Annotated in this window: 16 protein-coding genes; 10 read left to right on the top strand and 6 right to left on the bottom strand. The window is 35.7% G+C overall.

Features of this window, described 5'->3' with window-relative positions:
• Window positions 1–6: 6 nt before the first annotated feature.
• Together HUE87_RS12710 and HUE87_RS08065 are read right to left on the bottom strand one after the other, a co-directional pair.
• Window positions 7–282, bottom strand: a complete 276-nt coding sequence (locus HUE87_RS12710; RefSeq protein WP_229855095.1) for a hypothetical protein — start codon at window positions 280–282, stop codon at window positions 7–9.
• The gene (locus HUE87_RS08065; RefSeq protein ID WP_229855094.1) at window positions 283–1,353 is read right to left on the bottom strand and encodes a major outer membrane protein; all 1,071 of its coding nucleotides are present in this window, start codon (window positions 1,351–1,353) and stop codon (window positions 283–285) included. It abuts the gene before it with no gap.
• Window positions 1,354–1,475: 122 nt separating this feature from the next.
• Here HUE87_RS08065 and HUE87_RS08060 point away from each other — a divergent pair, with 122 nt between their 5' ends.
• Window positions 1,476–1,991 carry a ferritin-like domain-containing protein gene (locus tag HUE87_RS08060; protein ID WP_194365686.1) on the top strand — a complete coding sequence of 172 codons (516 nt, stop codon included), beginning with the start codon at window positions 1,476–1,478 and terminating at the stop codon, window positions 1,989–1,991.
• Between the two features lie 27 nt (window positions 1,992–2,018).
• Here HUE87_RS08060 and HUE87_RS08055 read toward each other — a convergent pair whose 3' ends face one another.
• Both HUE87_RS08055 and HUE87_RS08050 read right to left on the bottom strand, forming a co-directional pair.
• The gene (locus tag HUE87_RS08055) at window positions 2,019–2,513 is read right to left on the bottom strand and encodes a permease (RefSeq protein WP_194365685.1); all 495 of its coding nucleotides are present in this window, start codon (window positions 2,511–2,513) and stop codon (window positions 2,019–2,021) included.
• Entirely contained in the window at window positions 2,510–2,923 is a 414-nt protein-coding gene (locus HUE87_RS08050) for a permease (RefSeq protein WP_194365684.1), read from the bottom strand. The genes HUE87_RS08055 and HUE87_RS08050 overlap by 4 nt, the downstream gene beginning before the upstream one ends.
• Before the next feature lie 226 nt (window positions 2,924–3,149).
• Between HUE87_RS08050 and HUE87_RS08045 the strand changes: the two genes are divergently transcribed.
• From HUE87_RS08045 to HUE87_RS08030, 4 genes are all read left to right on the top strand, one after another.
• Window positions 3,150–6,119, top strand: a complete 2,970-nt coding sequence (locus tag HUE87_RS08045) for a chemotaxis protein CheB (protein ID WP_194365683.1) — start codon at window positions 3,150–3,152, stop codon at window positions 6,117–6,119.
• A 27-nt stretch (window positions 6,120–6,146) separates the two neighbouring features.
• Entirely contained in the window at window positions 6,147–7,439 is a 1,293-nt protein-coding gene (locus HUE87_RS08040; RefSeq protein WP_194365682.1) for a PAS domain-containing sensor histidine kinase, read from the top strand.
• 113 nt (window positions 7,440–7,552) lie between these two features.
• The gene (locus tag HUE87_RS08035; RefSeq protein ID WP_194365681.1) at window positions 7,553–8,104 is read left to right on the top strand and encodes a manganese efflux pump MntP; all 552 of its coding nucleotides are present in this window, start codon (window positions 7,553–7,555) and stop codon (window positions 8,102–8,104) included.
• Window positions 8,105–8,319: 215 nt separating this feature from the next.
• Window positions 8,320–10,833 carry a PAS domain-containing sensor histidine kinase gene (locus HUE87_RS08030; protein WP_194365680.1) on the top strand — a complete coding sequence of 838 codons (2,514 nt, stop codon included), beginning with the start codon at window positions 8,320–8,322 and terminating at the stop codon, window positions 10,831–10,833.
• Window positions 10,834–10,866: 33 nt separating this feature from the next.
• Here the strand turns inward: HUE87_RS08030 and HUE87_RS08025 are convergent, their stop codons facing one another.
• Window positions 10,867–11,151, bottom strand: a complete 285-nt coding sequence (locus HUE87_RS08025) for a c-type cytochrome (RefSeq protein ID WP_194365679.1) — start codon at window positions 11,149–11,151, stop codon at window positions 10,867–10,869.
• Between the two features lie 214 nt (window positions 11,152–11,365).
• Between HUE87_RS08025 and HUE87_RS08020 the strand changes: the two genes are divergently transcribed.
• On the top strand, window positions 11,366–11,911 hold the full coding sequence (locus tag HUE87_RS08020; protein WP_194365678.1) for an Hsp20/alpha crystallin family protein: 546 nt from the start codon (window positions 11,366–11,368) through the stop codon (window positions 11,909–11,911).
• A gap of 3 nt (window positions 11,912–11,914) precedes the next feature.
• Here HUE87_RS08020 and HUE87_RS08015 read toward each other — a convergent pair whose 3' ends face one another.
• Window positions 11,915–14,311, bottom strand: a complete 2,397-nt coding sequence (locus tag HUE87_RS08015) for a Lon protease family protein (protein WP_194365677.1) — start codon at window positions 14,309–14,311, stop codon at window positions 11,915–11,917.
• A 203-nt stretch (window positions 14,312–14,514) separates the two neighbouring features.
• Here HUE87_RS08015 and HUE87_RS08010 point away from each other — a divergent pair, with 203 nt between their 5' ends.
• From HUE87_RS08010 to HUE87_RS07995, 4 genes are read left to right on the top strand one after another with little or no spacing between them, the layout of a single operon-like run.
• Window positions 14,515–16,932: a hydrogenase small subunit gene (locus tag HUE87_RS08010; RefSeq protein WP_194365676.1), complete on the top strand. Its 2,418-nt coding sequence runs from the start codon at window positions 14,515–14,517 to the stop codon at window positions 16,930–16,932.
• Window positions 16,932–18,611, top strand: coding sequence for a nickel-dependent hydrogenase large subunit (locus HUE87_RS08005; protein ID WP_229855093.1), 1,680 nt, complete (start codon window positions 16,932–16,934; stop codon window positions 18,609–18,611). Before HUE87_RS08010 ends, HUE87_RS08005 begins: the two co-directional genes overlap by 1 nt.
• A 14-nt stretch (window positions 18,612–18,625) precedes the next feature.
• Window positions 18,626–19,144: a HyaD/HybD family hydrogenase maturation endopeptidase gene (locus tag HUE87_RS08000; protein WP_194365675.1), complete on the top strand. Its 519-nt coding sequence runs from the start codon at window positions 18,626–18,628 to the stop codon at window positions 19,142–19,144.
• A gap of 31 nt (window positions 19,145–19,175) precedes the next feature.
• Window positions 19,176–21,881 carry a cation-transporting P-type ATPase gene (locus HUE87_RS07995; RefSeq protein WP_194365674.1) on the top strand — a complete coding sequence of 902 codons (2,706 nt, stop codon included), beginning with the start codon at window positions 19,176–19,178 and terminating at the stop codon, window positions 21,879–21,881.
• Window positions 21,882–21,902 lie beyond the last annotated feature (21 nt).

The raw sequence follows: 21,902 nt of genomic DNA, 5'->3' as shown, positions 1-21,902 counted from the left end.
ACACCTTTAGAATTTATATGTAATGAGCAAGTCTAAATCTAGAAGTTTAACCTGTTCACCAGAGTAAAAATACTCACTAGTTTTATAAATAATACCACTTAGTATATTTATAGATTTTATCGGAAAATATGAAAAAAGTAAAGCAGATTCTATTGCATCGCCTTTTGGCTGCGTTGCCGCTTCAACCGGTTTTGCCGGCGAGAATGTACCATCAGTGGTTGATTGTCCGTAATCAGCATGACTTGTGATAATTTTGAAATTTTTTGCAAGTTGAAAATTCATTCATAGTTTAAATGCATCAACATTTGCTCTGTATGCATTTCTTGAAAAAAATGAAGAGGTGTATGCCGGGTCACCTCCCAAAGGGTTTAGTATTTTTGCATTTCCTGAGTGGTTGTAGGCTACATAAGTAGAAATATTTTTATAATTGAAGCTGGCTTTTACACCATACAGATTTGCATTATTTGCATCTAGCCATGCTGAAGCTAAGTTCTTTCCAACACTACGCACATTCAGGTACTGCGCAGAGAAGTAGTAGGGTTCATCATTGTATTTATTTTTATAGATTGCATCAACATAGAGCATATTGATAATGTCATGTACATAAAAATCCCATAGACGCAGAGTGGTGTTAGGAAGTGAACTGTTTATAAGAGCCAATCCAGAGATTCCATTTGTTGAGGCTGTGCTATCTGCCAATATTTGTTGCTCAACTTGTAAAAAATCTCCCCTGATATCAATAGCACTTTGTGTTGAACCTGCAGTTTTTGTAGTCTCACCAATCAGCCCAAACTCTACTGGTGCTCTTGTTCCATAAGCCATTTTATCTATCTGAAGAACTATAAATTGATTATTAGAAATATTTGAGTTTGAATAATATAGTGCTTCAAACATATTTGGCATATATGTGTAGATGGAATTCGTTAAAGGAGAATCTATCTTTTGTCGCCCTGCAATAATCTGATGCAGTTTGTCTTTATAAAACAGGTTTACTTCTCCAAGAACAGCTTTGGCTGAATAATCTTTTGTAAAAAACCGTCCAGCTGCACCTATTGTGTCTGGATTATCAAAGTTGTTTAGTCCGGTATCCTGTGCATAGTAGAGTGCAGCAGAAGCTCCAATATTTGATAAAGTAGGTGAGGTGTAGCGAATGTGTCCACCAATTGCGCTTCCATCAATACTGTAATCTTTAGAACGGCCACTTTTGATATAAGAAGGAGAAAAAACATAGTAAAAGCGAATAAGACCAGATACATCACCCCATTTAGCTTTTTCCTCTGAGTTGTTTTGTGCATAGAGGCTGGTAGATAGCATAAAAGGCATGATTGTTAAGATAAAACGCTGATTAATCATAATGCACTCCAGACCGTAATTTAAAAATAGTATCAGATAAATATAAAAAAACATATTAATTATATTAAGTTTTATTTTGTAATAATTAATTTTTATGTACAATAAAACAAAAGGAGTATATTATGGCTATTAGAGGGAATTCGATTATTAAAGGTATAGAGATTAGCGAAGTCATTAGACTTTTAAACAAGGCGTATGCAGATGAGTGGTTGGCGTATTATCAGTATTTTATAGAAGCAAAAGTGATTAAAGGAATTATGAAAGATGCGGCAATTGCAGAGTTAAATCAACATGCAGCAGATGAGCTAAGACATGCAACTATGGTGGCAGATAGAATACTTCAGCTTGGTGGAACGCCTATACTAAACCCTAAAGATTGGTTTACACACACAAACTGCGGTTACGAAGAGCCTAAAAATTTTGATGTTGTTGCAATCCTTCAAGACTCAATAAAAGGCGAGCAGTGTGCAATCAGTACTTACTCTTCAATTGCTGATATAGTTAAAGACAAGGATATTATTACATATAATCTTGTATCAGAGATTTTAGCTGATGAAGTTGAACATGAAGAAGATTTACAAGCCTTACATGATGATATTGCAGAGTTTATAACAGACATTAAAAGTACTATCAAATAGTATTACATGTAGATTGTATTTTGGTGTTTAACGTCTTTTTTCTAAATATTCCATAGCTACACCTTGTAGCACTGATGATAAAAGTATGTACACAGTCATTATGATTGTAAATAAAACTCCAAATAGATCAATCATAAATGGAAGTAGAGGAAGCTTGACTGCACGGGCATAGAGAAAAGTGACCAGAAGTCTGTCTTTTACTCCCTCGTTTCTCATATCACTCAAAACGCCGTACCACGCGTAGATTGGACCATGGCTTAAAACTCCTCCAAGAACTGAGTATATTACACCTTTTATACCGCTCTCTTTTCCAAAATGTTTAATAATCTCTTTTGGTTTTAAAAAGTAGTTAAGCATAGCTGTTATAAAAATAATAAATAAAAAAATCGGTAAAAGATTATATAAAATAGTTCCGCTCTTTTGTATTGAAGCGAAAGTATTTGATGTGTCAAATATAAAAAGTGTTAGATATATAAGCGATACAGCTGCTAAAAATTTAAGACCTTTAAAGTTTATTTTCATGACAACAATTCCAAACTGATAACAGTAAAATATGAAACCAATATAGTGCTTATTAGAGCTAAAATATTGCGATAAAAAGTAAATCTAAGTCCAAATACAGAAGCTTCAGCCGGTATTTGAACAAGACCGATAGTTACCCAAGCAAGAGTAAAGGCGCTCATGGCATAAAAAGAGACACCTTGTTCTATTAGTTCACCAGCTATGACGTAAGAGAGTATACCTTGTCCTACTGAAACTGCACCGACAAGAGTTCCTGTTAAAACATCGAGAATATCACCATGACCAAATAATTTTGAGAGTGTCTGCGGAGTTACATGTACCTGCATCAGACCTACAAGTGCAACTGTTGCAACTATCATCGGTATCATGGAAAAAAATCCAAGTGATGCTTTTATAAATGCTTTTTTCATTATTACTGCTTTTATCTTTTTGTCTATTTATAACATAAGAAAGTCTATCTTTATATCTTTTATGGAAAATGCCATTGAAATTAAATAATTGGGTTATATATATTTTAAGTTTTGCTTATCAATACGAATTGGTATGAAAAATTAAGAGTTTAATAGATACCAAATCAGTTATTTAACAGTTTAAAATAGATAATATTAAAAATAATTATTCAAATCAAGGGTTATTATGGTAAAAAAAAAAGAGATGAGTTCTGCTGAAAATGAAACACAAAATCGTATAAACTTCCCAATAGTCGGTATAGGCGCTTCAGCTGGCGGTATTTCATCTTTTGGAGCTTTTTTTTCTGCTATGCCGGAGATGATAAATATGAACATGGCTTTTGTTATAGTTCAGCATTTAGCCCCTGATCACAAAAGCATTCTTACAGAAATCATCCAAAGATACACAACAATGAAAGTGTATGAGGTTCAAGATGGGATGAAAGTAGAACCAAACTGCACCTACATCATCCCCCCTAACTTTGACATGGCCTTTATCAACGGAAAACTGCAACTCCTTGAGCCTCCATCCCCTAGAGGTCACCGTCTTCCCATAGATTTCTTTTTTCGTTCTTTGGCTCATGACCAGCACGAGAGGGCAATCGGAATTATTCTCTCCGGAACCGGAAGCGATGGGACACAGGGGATTAAAGCCATTAAAGAAGAGGGAGGAATGGTAATAGTACAAAAGCCAGATACTGCCGAGTATGACGGCATGCCAAAAAGTGCAATTGCTACGGGTTTGGTTGATTTCGAGTTGCCGCTGACTGAAATGCCATCGAAGCTTATCGCCTATGTTCAACATGCCTTTTTTATCATAAATAAAACCGAACTAACCATAAGCCAACAACATGAAAATGAACTCAATAAAATATTTATCATACTCCGTTCCAATGTCGGTCATGATTTTTCCAACTATAAAGCAAGCACTATAAACCGCCGTATAGCAAGGCGCATGGCACTGCATCAGATTGAGATGATAGAAGAGTATGTTAGGTATCTCCAGCAGACACCGGAGGAGATAGATGCCCTTTTTCATGAACTTCTCATAGGAGTGACAAATTTTTTCCGCGACCCAGTCGCATTTGCATCGCTAGAAAAAGTCATCCAAAAACTTTTTATAAACAAATCAGAAAACGACACTATCAGGGTATGGACAGCAGGCTGTTCAACCGGGGAGGAAGCTTACTCAATCGCAATCCTCATTAAAGAGTACATGCACAAGACTCAAAAAAAAAATCCAATCCAAATCTTTGCTACCGACATCGACCCAAATGCTATAGCTAAAGCTCGTGCTGGAATCTACCCTGCGGATATTGTAGCAGATATCTCCAGCGAGCGGTTATCTTATTTTTTTAAACCTGAGTCAAACGGGAACACTTACCGAGTAAACAAAAATATCAGAGATATGCTGATTTTTTCTGAACAAAATCTTATCAAAGACCCTCCATTTTCAAAAATTGACCTCGTCAGTTGCAGAAATCTACTTATCTACATGAACTCAGAGTTGCAAAAGAAGATTTTCCCATTGTTCCATTATGCACTCAATCCGGGTGGAATTTTGTTTTTGGGAAGTTCCGAGGCCATTGGTGATTATGAAAACCTTTTTTCTGTAATCGACAATAAAGCAAATATTTATGAGCGCAAAGAGTATTCCAGCAAGGAGCATAAAATCAACATAAGTAAGATATTTCCCGTCGGAAATTCCATCCGTTCAACTACACCGCAGATGGTTGAAAAAGAGATTCAACCATTAAAGCTACCATTTAAAGAGTTAACAGAACAAACCCTTTTAAAATATATCTCACATGCGGCCACGCTTGTCAATGACAAGGGGGACCTTCTCTATCTGCATGGGCATACGGGAGCATATTTTGAACTTCCATCAGGTGAACCAGGCACCAGCAACATTATAAAAATGGCACGAAAAGGGTTGCATCGCGCTATAAGTATAGCTCTGCATAAGGCAGTACAGACTAAAAAGATTGTACACAGCCCAACGCTTAGTGTAAAAATAAATAATACTTTTCTAAAGGTGAATCTGGTGATTATTCCGGTGCAAACAGGCCTTTCAACAGATGATGACTCTTCGCTTTATCTGGTGATTTTTGAAGAAATTCCCATCTCACAAGAGCAGCAAAAAGAGCTCTCATTGAATGAAAAAAATATTTCAGAGTCAGATGCCGGTATGCAAATAGAAAAACTCACAAAAGAGCTTCTAGACCAAGGAGAGTTTTTAAAAACTGCCAATGAAAAACTTGAAAACTCAAATGAAGAGATGAAGTCCTTTAGTGAAGAACTTCAGTCTGTGAATGAAGAGTTGCAATCTACAAACGAAGAGCTTGAAACTTCAAAAGAGGAGTTGCAATCGGTAAACGAGGAGCTCTCAACAGTCAATACCGAACTGCAAATCAAAGTCGTAGATTTATCCCGCTCAAACAATGATATGAACAACCTTTTAGCAGGTACAGATATAGGAACTGTGTTTGTTGACCAAAAACTTTGCATACTCCGTTTTACTCCCGCACTCACTAAAATAATCAACCTTCTTCCAAATGATTTAGGACGGCCACTCAGCCATATTGCTTCAAACCTTGTCGGTTATGACAACTTAAAAAGTGACATACAAAGGACTCTTGACACTTTGATTCCAAAAGAGATTGAGGTGCAAACTATAGACGGCAGATGGTATATGATGCGTATCCAGCCATACCGCACGCTAGAGAATATTATCGAAGGAGCGGTCATCACCTTTGTGGATATCACGGAAATCATAAAGATGAGAGAAAGGCTCAGTGATGCCAATCAAAGACTACTGCACATGGCTGTTATCATCAGAGATGCAAATGATGCTATCACCATGCAGGATTTAGACGGGAAAATTTTGGCATGGAACCCGATGGCAAAAAAAATGTACGGATGGAGCGAAGCCGAAGCATTGAAGATGAATGTAAAAGAGATAATTCCAAATGAACTAAAAAAAGAGAACTTAAAGCTTATACAAAAGCTTGCTAAGCATGAAATTATGGAGCCTTATCAAACAAAAAGAAAAACAAAATCCGGTTCAATTATTGATATTTTTCTAACAGCTACAGCTTTGGTAAATGAAGCTGGGGAGATGTACGCATTTGCTACAACAGAGCGTGAGATAAAATAAAAACACCTTAACTAAGGCTAAAAAACGATGAGAGAAACAATAAAACAAGAAGAATCCAAAGAGAGTTTAAGGGTGAAGGCTGTTGAAATTTCTGGTAATAAAATGCCAAAACTCCACGAGCAGATTGATTTCATGTCGACACAAGAGATAAAGCATATGTTTGAGGAGCTCGAAATACACAAGGTTGAGCTTGAGATGCAAAATGAAGCGCTGAAAGAGACACAAGATAAGCTTAACAATTCAAAACAAAAGTATTTTGACCTTTATAATCTTGCTCCGGTTGGTTATTTCACTCTCAACCATAAAGGGGTGGTTTTAAAATCAAATCTTACTGCAGCCAACATGCTTGGAGTTACAAGAGGTATCATAATTGACAAAAATCTAACAAATTTTATAGCTAAAGAAAGTCAAGATATATACTATCTGTATCGCAAAAAAATATTGGAGTCAGCCAAAACAGAGTCATGTGACGTGCAGATACTAAAAAACAACTCTGCGAGCTTCTGGGCACATATGTCAGGCTCTTTGAGTGAAGGTGAGGATAATGAACCCTTAATCAATATCACTATCAGCGACATATCGGAGCTTAAAAAAACACAAGAAAAGCTCCTTCAACAAGAGCAGCTTATGCTCTCCCAGTCACGTCAAGCAGCAATGGGGGAGATGATCTCCATGATTGCGCACCAGTGGAGACAACCGCTTATGGTGGTATCCTTGGCAGCGAGTAACATCAAGATAGGTATTGCCATGGGCAAGACTATTACAAATGAGCAGCTTGACGAAATGAGCGACTATATTTCAGATCAGACAAAATACCTTTCCAAAACTATTGACGATTTCAGAAATTTCTTTCATCCCAACAAGCAACGCACGACAACCACCATCTATAAAATCATTGACGACACTATGAATATCATCGGAAAAAGTCTGGAGAACGACAACATAGAGGTAGTTATCAACGGTACATGTACGCGAGAGATAGATACCTTCTCCAATGAACTGCTTCAGGTACTTCTCAGCCTCATCAACAATGCAAAAGATGCCATCAATGAGTTGCATAAAAACGGAGCAAAGATTTATATCACTATTACGGAGAGAGACACAGAAGTAACTCTTTGCGTTTGTGATGAGGGCGGAGGGATTCCACAAGATATACTCTCTCGTCTTGGAGAACCATACACAACCTCTAAAGTCGTAAGTGGAACCGGTCTGGGTATCTATATGTCAAAGATGATTGTAGAGAAGCATATTAAAGGAACATTGACATGGGAAAATAGGGATAACGGAGCCTGTTTCACTATAACAATTCCGCTGAAATAAGAGTTAAAACACTGCAAAAATTACATGTAGCATACTGCATTTGTAATATAAGAAAGCCTATCTTTATATCATTTATGGAAAAATGGCAAATAAATTAAATAGACGGATAAAATATGTTTGAAGTGATACTTTTAGCCTTTGCACTTAGTATGGATGCATTTGCCGTCTCAATCGGAATTGGGGTGAAAACCAAAGAGTTTAATAAAAATCTAGCCATAAAAGTTGCAGTTTTATTTGGATTTTTTCAAGGAATAATGCCTCTTTTTGGGTATTTGGCGAGTGTTGGACTTGGAACTTTTATAGAGTCGTTTGCTCATTGGATTGCATTTTTTCTTCTAAGTCTTATCGGTATCAAAATGCTCTATGACAGCTTTGGGGAGAACACAGAAGAAGAGATATCTGCAGTAACGGACAAAGTGCTTCTTCTGCTGGCAATTGCAACAAGCATAGATGCTATGGCAGCCGGTTTTTCACTAGAGCTTTTAGATTTAAACCCTTTTGTGTCTATGATTATAATAGGTGTGGTTACATATATGTTTAGTTATATCGGTGTGTATGTTGGAACAAAAGGGGGAGGTGCTTACGAGGATAAAGCTGAGAAAATCGGCGGAATTGTCCTTATAGGAATTGGTCTGAAAATTTTACTGGAAAATACAATATTTTAGTACATAAAGCGAGTGCTCATATGGGGCACAAGCCCAAGAACCTTTGAGATAAATCCTACATGTAGAGCCATTGTAATTTCGCTCTTTCTCCCTATATATAGCCAAACAGACTAACAATATTCATAAACTCTTTATGTATCTCATCAACTCTTTATAAATCAGTTAATAAGTCTAAAACAGATACAATTTTATAAATACAAATGCAGGATTATTTGATGAAAAATAAAAATTTAAACAATTTTGAGAGTGCCTTACTTATTGCCATATTCTATTTTATATTGGGTATTTTATGGATATACTTTTCGGATACTGCTGTTGAAGCGATATCTACCGATAAAAACAACTTAAATCTTCTCCAAACGTACAAAGGTTTTTTTTACGTCTTCTCTACAAGCATTATCCTCTATTTTATTGTTTTATACTTTTTGAAAAAACAATCCGAAGCTATGAATCTTATAAAATCCAAACAGGAGTTATATGACAATATTATTAACAGTGTAGAAAATATACTTTTTGCAAAAGATATGGATGGTTTTTATATTGCTTGCAATAGTGCTTTTGAAAAATATACAGGTAGGTTGCAAGATGAGATTATAGGTAAGAGTGATTATTACCTTTTTGAAAAAGAAGTTGCTGATTCTTTCCGTAAATATGATAATAAAATGATTTTAGAAAATAAAGCAAAGTCAAACTTTGAATGGGTTACTTACCCTGATGGACATGAAGCTTATCTCTTAACAGTAAAATCACCGCTATTAGATGAAGATGGGAATACTTTTGGGATTGTTGGAAATTCAGCTGATTTTACTGAACAAAAACAGATGGAAGAAAAAATAATAAATAGTGAAAAAAGATTCTCTGATTTGTTATATAACATAAACTTGGGAGTAGTAGTGTATGCCCCGGATACAACAATTGTATATAATAATCCAAAAGCATCGGAAATTCTTGGTTTAGATAATGAAAGCATTAAAGGTCGTTTGGTAAGTGATGAGCAATGGGTATTTATTCGTGAAGATGAAACCCCTTTGAAAATTGAGGATTATCCTGTAAATTTAGTTTTGTCTAGCAAAAAACCTATAAAAAATATAATGATTGGAATTCTTAAGAAAAATGGTGTTGAGGGTAACAAAAGCATTATCTGGGCATTGGTAAATGGTTTTGCGGCTTTTGATGCTAAAGATGAAATCACAGAAGTTGTTATAAGCTTTATGGATATCACCGAACGAATAGAGGCAGAAAAATCACTTCATGTAAGAGAGGAGCAGTTTAAGTCGTTAATGGAACAATCCCCATCTGTGATAGAAATCTATGATTTGGATGGTTTACAGATAGATGTTAATAGTGCATATGAAAAACTATGGGAATTTCCAGCAAGTCATACTCTGAACAAGTTTAATTTATTTAAAAGCGAAGAGGTAAAGAAGACAGGTCTACTAGAGTATATTAATATGGCATATGCTGGTGAATCTGTACATGTACCAATATATCAGTTTAATCCTACCGGTAAAACAGAGGGGAGCGGTTTAGGCAGGGTACGTTGGTTAAAGACTATTATTTACCCTTTAAAAGATAGTTATGCAACTGTGCAAAACATTGTTATCTCACATGAAGATGTTACAGAACAACAAAACGTTCTTGAATTGTTAGAGCAGAAAAAAAGAGAGTTTGAAACCATAATACTAGAAGCGCCAAATCCGATTATGTTGCATAACGAGGATGGTAAAGTTTTAATGGTAAATAAAGTATGGGAAGAACTTACAGGCTACAGCTTCAGTGAAATAAACACCATAGAAAAATGGACACAAAAAGCATATGGCAAAGAGATGCCAACTGTAAAAAAACATATAGATGAATTGTATGAGCTTAACAAGGCTGTTGGTGAGGGGGAGTACAATATTATCACAAAAAATAAAGAGATAATTATAGGGCAGTTTAGCTCAGCTCCACTTGGTGTAATGGATGGTAAACGCACCGTCATATCATCAGCAATGGATATTACAGAACTAAAAAGAAAAGATGAAATGTTAATTATACAATCACGCTCTGCGGCAATGGGAGAGATGATAAGCATGATTGCTCATCAATGGCGTCAGCCTTTGGCAATTATTGCTATGTGGACTAATAATATGCTATTAGATATATCCCTTGATGATTTTAACAGCAAAAGTGCTGAGGAGTACTCTAATAGTATCCTTAAGCAGACACAATATCTATCTAAAACAATAGATGACTTTAGAAACTTTTTTAAACCAGATAAGATACTTTCCCCTGTTAAGTTAAAAGATATTTTAGAAGAGACACATTCAATGGTAAAAGATATTCTTGTAAATAATGGTATTGAATTTAAATACTCTTGTGATTCCGATTCAGAGGTGAGTGCTTATCCAAGAGAGTTGATGCAAGTGTTTGTGAATATCATAAATAATTCTAAAGATTCAATATTATCTCATAAAGTAGAAAATGCCACGATTGAAATTAAAGTATACGATGATGAAGAGTATGTAAATACAGAGATATGTGATAATGGAAAGGGTATAGATAAAAAAATATTACCAAAAATATTTGATCCCTACTTTACTACAAAAGGCGAAACATTAGGGACAGGTCTTGGACTTTACATGAGTAAAATGATTATACAAGAACATCTCAGTGGCAAAATAGAGGTTGCAAGCGAAGGTAGAACTACATGTTTTAAGATTAGATTACCTATTCTTAAAGCGAAATAGTTCTTGAAATTAATTTTTTAAGAAAAAATCTACTTACTTACCTACAGTAAGTGAGAAAGCATCTAAATCTGCGTCAGAGTATTTTGCAACTTGACCCTTCATAAGACCTTTCATCGGACCACCATAAGTGCCAGCTTTGTATCCCTTAAGAGCATCAGCAATCTCAGAATGAGTCATCTCAGCAACATTTTTAGATTTATTAAGAGCAGCTTTGCTCCAATCAGTCCCATGACATCCAGTACATGTGCTAACGTTCACTTCAGCCGTCAAAGTAGTTGTTGCAACTATAGCAACAATCGCGGTAAAAACTCTTTTCATTTTATGCTTCCTATTTGAATTAAATTTAATATATTTACATATATAGCAACAATTATAGTTATTATGATGTTAAATGTATATTAAAATAATTATAGATTATATATGGATTAAAAATAAAAACATTCAGGAACCTGTATTATTTTAATTTAAGCCATATGTTATATTTAATGTAATAATATTTGTTTTTGATATTAAAACACTAAAGGAGTTTAGAATGGATTTTGGAAAATTAGTGCCGTGGAATTGGTTTAAAAAAGAAGAAGAGGAAAAAGGGCATATAGTTCCCGTTAAAATAGAAGAAGATGTTCATCTGTTTCCTGCCTCAATACATGAGTTGCAGACAGAATTCGATGGTTTTTTAGATTCTGTGAAGCGCACCATTGGCTCAAAGTGGATAAATAATCCACTTATCAGAACTGATTTGTTTAAGCCGTCTCTTGATGTGGCTTCTGACGGTAAAGAGTACAGCATCAAGGTTGAACTTCCCGGAATGGATAAAAATAATATTAGTATAGAGTGTACAAACAATATATTAAAAATTAAAGGGGAGAAGCATCAGGAGAAAGAGGAGAAAAAGAAAGATTATTATCGAATAGAGCGGAGTTATGGCTCATTTGAGCGTATTCTTGACATACCCGATGATGCTGATTCAACTAATATCACCTCAAGCTATAAAGATGGAGTGTTAAGTGTGGTTATTCCAAGAAAAGTGTTGCCCAAAAAAGAGACAAGAAGAATAGAGATAACAAGCGAATCTTAATCTTCAGGCTCTTTTTATACTGTTGAACTCTTTGGAGATTTTTGAGAGTTCTCTAAGTTTAGCAGTGATTAAGCCGTTCACGCAAGAGGGTGGAAACTCCCCTTCTGCATCCACTTCACCCGCCTCAACACCTGTCAAGATAGAGATACCGTCATTTACTGTTTTTACGGCGTAAATAGTGAAAATCCCGTTTTTAACAGCTTCTTGCAGTTGTTCTTTCAGCATAAGGTGTTTTACGTTTGCATAAGGTATGATGACGCCGTAGGAAGCTTGAGGGTCTTGGCGCATGCAAATATCGAAAAAGCCTTCAATCTTTTCATTAACACCGCCAATAGGTTGAATTTCGCCAAACTGGTTTATCGAACCTGTGACGGCAATGTTCTGTTTGATAGCAAGACCGCTAAGCGAAGATAAAATAGCATATAGTTCCGTAGATGATGCGCTGTCTCCGTCAATTAAATTGTAGGACTGCTCAAATACAAGTGAAGCCCAAAGACTCAGAGGCATATTTGGCGAGTATGTAGAGCCTAGATATGAACTAAGTATCATAACCCCTTTTGAATGAAGAGGGCCGCCTAACTCAACTTTACGCTCAATATCTATAACTTCCCCTTTGCCAATGCGAGTTCTTGCAGTAATACGAGATGCAATGCCAAAGCTGTATCCACCCATAGATATATAACTAAGAGCATTTATCTGTCCTACGACGCTCCCTTTTACGTTAATCATAATAGTACCTTCATCAATCAGCTCATAAAGCCTCATCTGAATCCTGTTGTGGCGCTGCATGCGGGTATGCAGCACCTGATTTACATCGTCAGCATCTATAACCTTTTTATTGTTTTTTTTAGACCAGTAATCGGCCTCTTTTAAAAGGTCACTAAGTGTTCTAAGATGGGTGGAAACTTTTGTGGAGTGTGATACTTCTCTCGAGCTCTGCTCTATTACCCTTGCAACAGCCTCTGGAGTAAGCGGAAGTAATTTATCACGCTTTGCCATTGTCCCTATCATCTTGGCATAGAGCTGAATATTGTCGTCACTTCTTGGTATCTCGTCTTCAAAGTCTGCATTCACTTTAAAAAGTTCCTGAAAATCAGGATCATACTGATACAGAAGATAGTATAAAATCCTCTCTCCGATAAGTACTATTTTTATATTTAACGGAATTGGCTCAGGCTCGAGGGTTGTTGTGCTTATAAAAGAGTATTGTTGAGCGAGTGATTCTATCCGTATCTCTTTTGAATGTAAAGCCCTTTTGAGCTCTTCATAGGCAAACGGCTGCATTAAGAGTTTTTTTGCATGAAGAATAAGGTATCCACCGTTTGCCTTGTGTAGGGCACCAGGTTTAATCATGCTAAAATCAGTCACTAATGTTCCGACCTGGGATACATGTTCTATTGCACCTATCAAGTTTTGATGAATAGGGTTATCCTCGAAAATTACGGGTGGAGTTGCATTTTTCTCATGAGATATTAAGAGATTTACTTTATAGCGAGAAAATGACGGCGTATAATACTCCTGTATAAATGGCGGCATACCCATCTCTTCAGGTTTTACTAAAAAATCTTTCACATGACGGACAACATCATTTTGCAACGCATTTAGATACTCGGTGATTTTTTCAAAATCGCTGTATTTATTTCGAATTTCATCTATTAATGATTCTACAGACTCTTGCGTGATTTTACGCTCAAGCGCCCTAAACTCTTTTTGTTGTGCTTTGCTAAGTTCACTGACCTTTTGCAGTTGCTCTTTTACTATCTTTTCAAACAAGTCAATCTTGTGTTTTATATTCTCTTTTTCTTCACCTTTTATAGCGTTATACTCTTCAGCTGTTAGTATCTTTGAGTCTATTACAGGGGCAAAAGTAACTCTGCTTCTTGAAGCCGAGTTCATAGCGACATCGTATTTTTTTGCCTCCTCTTGTAAATATTCAAATATCTCTGCTTCTTTATCAACATATTTTTTTGTGATTGCTTCGAGTTCATTGTTGTAGGAGTTACTCTCAAAAACAGCGGGAAGCATCCCTTTTAAAAGTTCAATAAGCTCATACATGTCATCTTTAAAAACAAAAGCGAGTCCAGACGGCATTTGTATTGCAATAGGCTTTTTCGGGTCTTTAAAATTGTTTACATAACACCAGTCGCTTGGTGAAGCTCCATTTTTTGCTTTGTTCTTTAAATAGCTCATAATAGTTGAAAATTTTCCGCTTCCAGTAGTACCCATAGCAAAAAGATTATACCCATCCTGCTCGATATTTGCGGAAAAATCGACAGCTTCAATAGCACCCTTATGCCATACATACTCATCTGTCATTTGCAACTCCTGTGTAGTTTCAAATGACAAAAGAGAACTGTTACATGTATGGTAAAGTTGAGAGACTTCTAAAGTGTAAGGCATAAAGTTCCTTTGTAACAATAAATAATTTTTTTTAAGATTTACTCATAATAAGTAAAATAAGCTTATTTCATAATTAAAATGGGAATTAAATAGATTGAAGTGTCTATAATAAGAATAAATTGTAAAGCAGTTAATTAAATATATTTTAATTCATAATGTTATATAATATTTATTTTAAATAACTTCTACATGTAAGGCTAAAAATGAGAGTTATAATCGTAGGCGGCGGCATAGCCGCAGTATATTTGGCAAACAATATTAAAAAGCAAAACAGTTCTTTGGAAGTTACGATATTAAGTGATGAGAAGTACCCTCCGTACGATAGAATTCACCTCTGTCGTTTGGTTGACGGAGATGATGATACAGACAGAATATCTCTGCCCTTAGACCCGACCGTAAAATTGGAACTTTCTCAAAAAGTAGTAAGAGTAGACAAAGATGCTAAGCGTGTATTTTCTGACAACTCTATGTTTAGCTACGATAAGCTGATTATAGCAACCGGTTCCACACCAATCTCTCTGTTTAATATAGAAAATATAAAAAATGCAACAGTTTTTAGAAGTGCTGACGATTGTGAAATGATTAAATATGGCATTAACAATAGAGAGGTTGTTGTTGTAGGGAGCGGTCCGATAGGGCTTGAACTACTTGAAACTCTAAATGAGATGCCAAATGTGCAAGAGATAACTCTTCTTATCCGTGGTAAACATTTGTATGACAAAAACCTCTCAATAGACTCTATTAAAACCATTGAAGAGTGTTATCTAAAAGATGGAAAAATTAAAATATCCTATGAAGATGAGATAGTTGACAAAGTTATAGAAAACGGCGAGATTAAACTTCTTAAAACTAAAAAACTTGAAATAAAAAACCCGTTTTTAGTCTTTGGCGTCGGCATAAAGCCAAACATTGAGGAGTTCAGAGAGACGTTTGAGTGCAACAGAGGGATTTTAACAAATCTATACATGCAAACAGATGATGAGGATATCTATGCCGTTGGTGAGTGTGCAGAAGTTAGCGAGTTTAACTATGTAGCAGGACATGTAAAAGAGTGTACTGCTCAGGCTGATTGCGCTATCTCACATCTACTTCAAATAGATATAAAAGAGTTTGAACTAAACACAAGTATTGATATGTTGAAAGTTGGTGAGTTTGACTTAATTGAAGTTAATTCACCGAAGTTTACAAGTGATTATGAGAAGGTTCTCATAACATCAAAAGCAGACAACAGAATAGATGAGTATTTTGTAACTGATGACAAATTGACAAGATTTATAGGTATTAACTCTAATGTTGATGTAGGCTATTTGGAAACTCTAATAAACAGCGGAGAAAAGCTAGATATAAACTACTTGTATGAGAATAGACTAATCGGCGAGAGAGGGAGACTTATATGCAGTTGTGAGCATATTTACCAGCAAGATTTAGTTGATATTGTGACTCAAGCAGGAATTTCATCATTTTCAGAACTTGCACAGTTTAGTGAAGCGGGCAGGGTGTGTGGAAGATGTAAGGTTATGGTTGCAGATGTAATTAAAGAGTCTCAACATCTCATAGACCCGAATATGCCCAGAAAATCTCCAGAAGATATAAAAAGAGAAAAAGAGATTGCAGAAGTCTCCAAACGAATAGATAAATTTAACTCTATCCACCCGAGAAATAACCTAAGCACAGACAACCTAGAATCAGCAATGGCATCTCTCGATATAGGCAAAAAAGAGGTAAACAGCTGGATATCTATGGTAACTGCAAATATGCAGCTTCACCCTAGTTTTGAGCAGGTTGTAGACAATGCAGTTTGTAATCTGAATAAAGTCCCAATAATCTGGCTGGAGCTGGCAGATTGTAGCGGAAACTCAGAAGCTTTTATAAAATCAACAAACCCCGCTATAGAAGATCTTATTTTTGACTATATCTCACTTGACTATCATGAGTTGCTTATGAGTGCAAGCGGAGACCAGAGTGAGACAATTTTAGAAGATATCATAGAGAATGAAAAGGGTAAGTACATTTTAATGGTTGAGGGTGCAGTACCTTTGGCTATGGATGGAAAATACCTTAGAATCGGACCGAAAGGTGAGACAGGATTAGAGCTTCTGCAAAAATGTGCAAAAGATGCCGCACTTGTTATTGCAGTTGGAAGCTGTGCACTTGATGGCGGTGTTGTAGCAGCTCATCCAAACCCTACGGGTGCAGTTGGAGTTGCCGAGGCACTTAAACGTGATGATATTATCAATATTCCAGGATGTCCTACAAATCCGACAAACATAGTAGGAACTCTCCTCTCTTATATAATGTTTGAAGAGTTGCCGGCACTTGATAAGTTTAACCGTCCTCTTTGGGCATATGAGGGGAGAGTTCATGACAACTGTGAGAGACGCGGTCATTATGAACTTGGCGAGTTTGTAAAAGAGTGGGGCGATGAGGGTGCTAAAAAGGGTTACTGTCTCTTCGAAGTTGGATGCAAAGGTCCTTACACAAATGTAAACTGCCCGACCATGAAGTTCAATGCTGGAACAAGTTGGCCGGTTCAGGCTGGACATGGTTGTATGGGTTGTGTGGAAGTTGGCTTCTTTGATAAGTTTGCAAATGAGAGAAAGTATGTTGAGGATGAGAAATAATGGGCAGTATAAAAAAGGTTGTAATAGACCCTATTACACGAATAGAGGGACATTTAAGAGTTGAGGTTGAAGTCGATGAAGATGGAGTTGTTCAAGAGGCTTATGTAAGTGGTCAGCTTTTTCGCGGAATTGAGATTATATTAAAAGATAGAGACCCTAGAGATGCAGGACTTATGGCTGGTAGAATTTGTGGTGTTTGTACTAATTCACACTTTCGCGGAGCAATTACATGTGTAGAAGATGCTTACTCTTTAAAAATCCCAAAAAATGCTGAGATTATTAGAGACTTAATTGCTATGGCACTTTTTATTCAAGACCATGTAGTCCATTTTTACCATCTTCATTCTTTGGATTTTGTTGATGTAACATCTGCATTAAGTGCAGACCCTAAAGCGACATCCAAAGAGGCTCACAAGTATGCAAAAAAACCTTTTAGAAACTCCCATTCACACTATGAAGCGGTTATAGAAAAACTACAAAATTTTGTAAAAGCTGGAAAACTTGGGCCATTTGCAAATGCCTACTGGGGACATAGTGATTATAAACTAACACCTGAACAAAACTTGATTATGATTTCTCACTATTTAGAAGCGCTGAAATTTCAAACAAATATAAGCAAGGCTGTAGCTATTTTTGGGGCAAAGACTCCACACCCTCAGACATTAGTAGTAGGCGGGGTTACTAGTGTGGCCGATATGTTAAATCCTCAGAGACTCAATGATTATCTTTTTATTATAAAAGAGGCTAAAGATTTTATTGAGCGTGCTTATCTTCCAGATGCAAAACTTTTAGCCACAGCATATCGTGATGAGATAAAAGTCGGGCTAGGAAGGGCTAATGGAAACTTTTTATCTGTTGGCGGATATGAGTTTGAGGGTGACCAGAGACTATTTTGCGGTGGAGTTATATACAATCATGATTTTAGTAAAATAGAAGATTTTGATGAGAGAAAAGTAACAGAAGAGATTGATCGTGCTTGGTATAAGGGTACTCCTGAAGAAAATGAAGTATGCTATACAGATTTGAATGAAGACGGAACTCTAAAGACTGCAAAAAATGATGATAAATACTCTTGGATAAAAGCTCCTAGGTACGATGGTGAAACCATGGAGACAGGACCGCTTGCAAGAGTGTTGGTTAGTTATATAAAAGAGAACAAACTTATAAAACCTTTTGTAGATGAGTTTTTACAAGAGACAGATTTAGAACTTTTAGACCTCTCATCTACTGTTGGAAGAAATGTAGCAAGAGCTATAGAGACCAGTTATGTATGTGAATATATTTTTAAACTTGTATCAAGAATGATTCAAAATATTAAATACTACGATACAGATACATGGGTGAAATTTGATTTTAACAATTTACAAAAAGATACCAAAGGGAGAGCTTTTCTTGAAGTTCCTCGTGGAGTTTTGTGCCATTTTGTAAAAATTAAAGATGCTAAAATAGAAAACTTTTCTGTAATTGCACCGACAACATGGAATGCTACTCCTAAAAATTTTGACTCAAAACGTGGAGCTTACGAAGAGGCGTTAATTGGGATAAAGATACAAGACACCTCAAAGCCGTTAGAAGTATTAAAAGTTATACACTCTTTTGATCCATGTCTTGCATGTGCTGTACATGTAATAGACACAAACGGTAAAGAACTAGGTCAATACAAGATTAAAACTCTATAGACAAAGTAGATAAAATGGCTAAAAATATAATTATAGGTATCGGTAACTTGCTTTTTTGTGATGATGGGGTGGGTATTATTGCTGCTTCATATTTGAAAAAGAACTTTGATTTCAATCCAGAGTTAGAGATACTTGATGGTGGAACACTCGGTTTTGGACTGATAGAGTATTTTCTTGAATATGATAATGTTTTTATTATTGACACTATCTCAATTGAAGATGAAGCAGGTGAGGTCTATAAAATACCATCTGATGAGTTGTTAGGGAGTACAAGATACAAAAATACAGCCCATGAAGTTGAAGTAGTACAGATGTTAGAAGCTTGTGAGCTACATGATAAAATAGCAAATGTAACTATTTTTGGCGTTGTTGCAGAAGATATTTACAATGTTAAAATAGGACTTAGTAAGGCATTACAAAAAAAATTCAACTTGCTGATAGAGGCAGTAATAAAGAGTGTAGAAGAGTTAGGTGTTAAAGCTATAAAAAAAGATAACGTGTTATTACAAGAGGTAATTAAAGAGTTAAAATAGAATTATTATATATAAATCAGAGGAAGTTTTCATGAAATATTTAACAGGTCAAAATTGGCACAGTATACAAGCTAAAGAGATTACAGAACTATTTGAAAGTGATATTAGCGATGGTTTATCGCCACTAAGCATAAAACACCGTGAAGAGTTCTTTGGTAAAAATATATTAAAAGAAACTAAACAAGACTCTAAGTTAAAAAAATTCTTTATGCAGTTTCATAGTGCTTTAATATATATACTTTTAGGTGCATCTGCAGTGACTGCTTTTTTGCAAGAGTGGATAGATAGCGGGGTGATTTTTGCTGTAGTAATTATTAACGTTATTATAGGGTACATACAAGAGGTAAAAGCACAAGAGGCAATCGAGTCACTAAAAAATATGATGAATGCCGAAGCTATAGTGATTAGAGATGGAATAAAGATAAATATATCTTCTATTGATTTAGTCCCAGGGGACATAGTTTTACTAGAGTCTGGCTCAAAAGTACCTGCTGACATGAGACTTTTAGAGTGTAAAAATCTAAAAGTAGATGAGTCTATGCTCACAGGAGAATCACTCCCTTCACAAAAGAATACAGACATACATAAAGAAAATATTACACTTAATGACAGAGACAACATGACATACTCCGGAACATATGTAACTTATGGCAGAGCAAAAGGTATAGTTGTAGCAACGGCAGGGTATACAGAGCTTGGAAAAATTGCGCATCTCATAGAAAACACCACAGCTATGGATACTCCCCTTACAAAGAAAATTTCAGCCTTTAGTAAAATTTTACTTTATGTGATTTTAGCTCTTGCTGCATTTACATTTGTTGTTGGTATATTAAGAGATAATAGTGCGGTTGAAATGTTTATGGCTTCAGTTGCTTTAGCTGTTGGAGCTATTCCCGAGGGGTTGCCAGCAGCTGTAACTATTACTCTTGCTATTGGGGTAAGTAGAATGGCTAGTAAAAATGCCATAATCAGAAAACTTCCAGCAGTTGAAACACTTGGAAGTGTTACTGTAATATGTTCAGATAAAACAGGTACTTTGACACAAAATAAGATGAGTGTTACACATATATATTGTTCAGACAACACATATGAGATAACCGGAAATGGATATGAGCCAAAAGGCGATTTTTTGCAAGATGGCAATAAATTAGAATTTTTCAGTGATGAATTAAAAGATCTTCTAAGAGCCGGCTATCTATGTAATGAGTCTTATCTGATAAACAAAGATGGGCACTACAGCATAAACGGTGACCCTACTGAAGGTTCACTTATTGTTAGTGCTTTGAAAAGTGGTTATGAAGAACGGATACTAAACAAAACCTTTCCAAGAAGTGATTTGCTCCCATTTGAATCAGATAGACAGTTTATGGCTACCATCAACATGGATGTAGAGAATAATCAAAATATTTTGTATCTCAAGGGTTCTGTTGAAAAAATTTTAAATATTAGTGAATTTGAATTTATAGATGAAAAACTTGTAGAAATAAATAAAGATAAGATTCTTGAAAAAGTAAAAGAGTTTGCAGGTCAAGGCTTGAGGGTACTAGCAATCTCAAAAAAATTAGTAGCAGGAGATAAAATAGACAGCAGGCTGCTTGATAATAAATTTATCTTTCTAGGTCTTGTGGCAATGATGGATCCTCCAAGACCTGAAGCTATTGAAGCTGTTAAAGAGTCTATTGGAGCTGGAATAAAAATTATTATGATAACAGGCGACCATGCTCTTACCGCATTCTCTATAGCAAAAATGATGTCTATAGTTGACGAGGGTTCAAAGTTTGAGGAGTCAGTTATAACAGGAATAGAGCTTTCAAAAATGAGAGACAGTGAGTTGATTGAAAAAGTATCACATGCAAGAGTATTTGCAAGGGTTGAGCCTGAACAAAAACTTCGTATAGTGGATGCCCTTCAAGCAAGGGGTGAGATAGTGGCAATGACAGGTGATGGAGTAAATGATGCTCCGGCACTAAAGCAGGCTGACATAGGGATAGCCATGGGACGAGGTGGCACAGAGGTGGCAAAAGAGGCAGCAGATATGATATTAAGCGATGACAACTTTAGCTCAATTACTCATGCTGTTAGAGAGGGTAGAAATGTATTTGATAATTTGATTAAATTTATCACATGGACACTACCTACAAATCTTGGAGAAGGACTTGTGATACTTTTTGCTATTATGCTTGGTTTAACACTTCCTATACTTCCTGTGCAAATTTTATGGATTAATATGTCAACTGCTATATTTCTAGGTCTTATGTTGGTTTTTGAGCCAAAAGAGGACGGTATTATGAAACGAAAGCCAAGAAAGCCAAACTCCTCTATTCTTAGAAAAAGTATGATTGTTCAGATGTTAGTTGTTGGCGTTTACATGTTGATTACCGCTTATGGCATGTTTAATTATGCGATAGCAAATGGACATAGTGTTGAGTATGCCAGAACAGTTGCTGTAAATATATTTGTTTTTGTAGAACTTTTTTACCTGTTTAGCTGTAAAGAGCTGCAAAACTCAGTTTTTAAAACAGATATATTTAACAATAAATTTTTACTTTTAGGGGTAGGTTTAATGATTTTTGCTCAGTTAACATTCACACATGTCAGTTTTATGAATATTATGTTTAAAAGTGAAGCTTTGGATATACAAACATGGATAGGGATATTAGTAATTGCATCCGGTGTTCTTTTTGTAGTAGAATTTAAAAGATATATTGAGAGTATAACAGTAAATAAAACAGTTTAAAGGTTCAGTAAAAGTGTATAG

The organism is Candidatus Sulfurimonas marisnigri, from assembly GCF_015265475.1.
Classification (GTDB): Bacteria; Campylobacterota; Campylobacteria; order Campylobacterales; family Sulfurimonadaceae; genus Sulfurimonas; species Sulfurimonas marisnigri.
The sequence above is the reverse complement of the archived record's forward strand: the minus strand, read 5'-3'. Positions and strand labels throughout refer to the sequence as shown.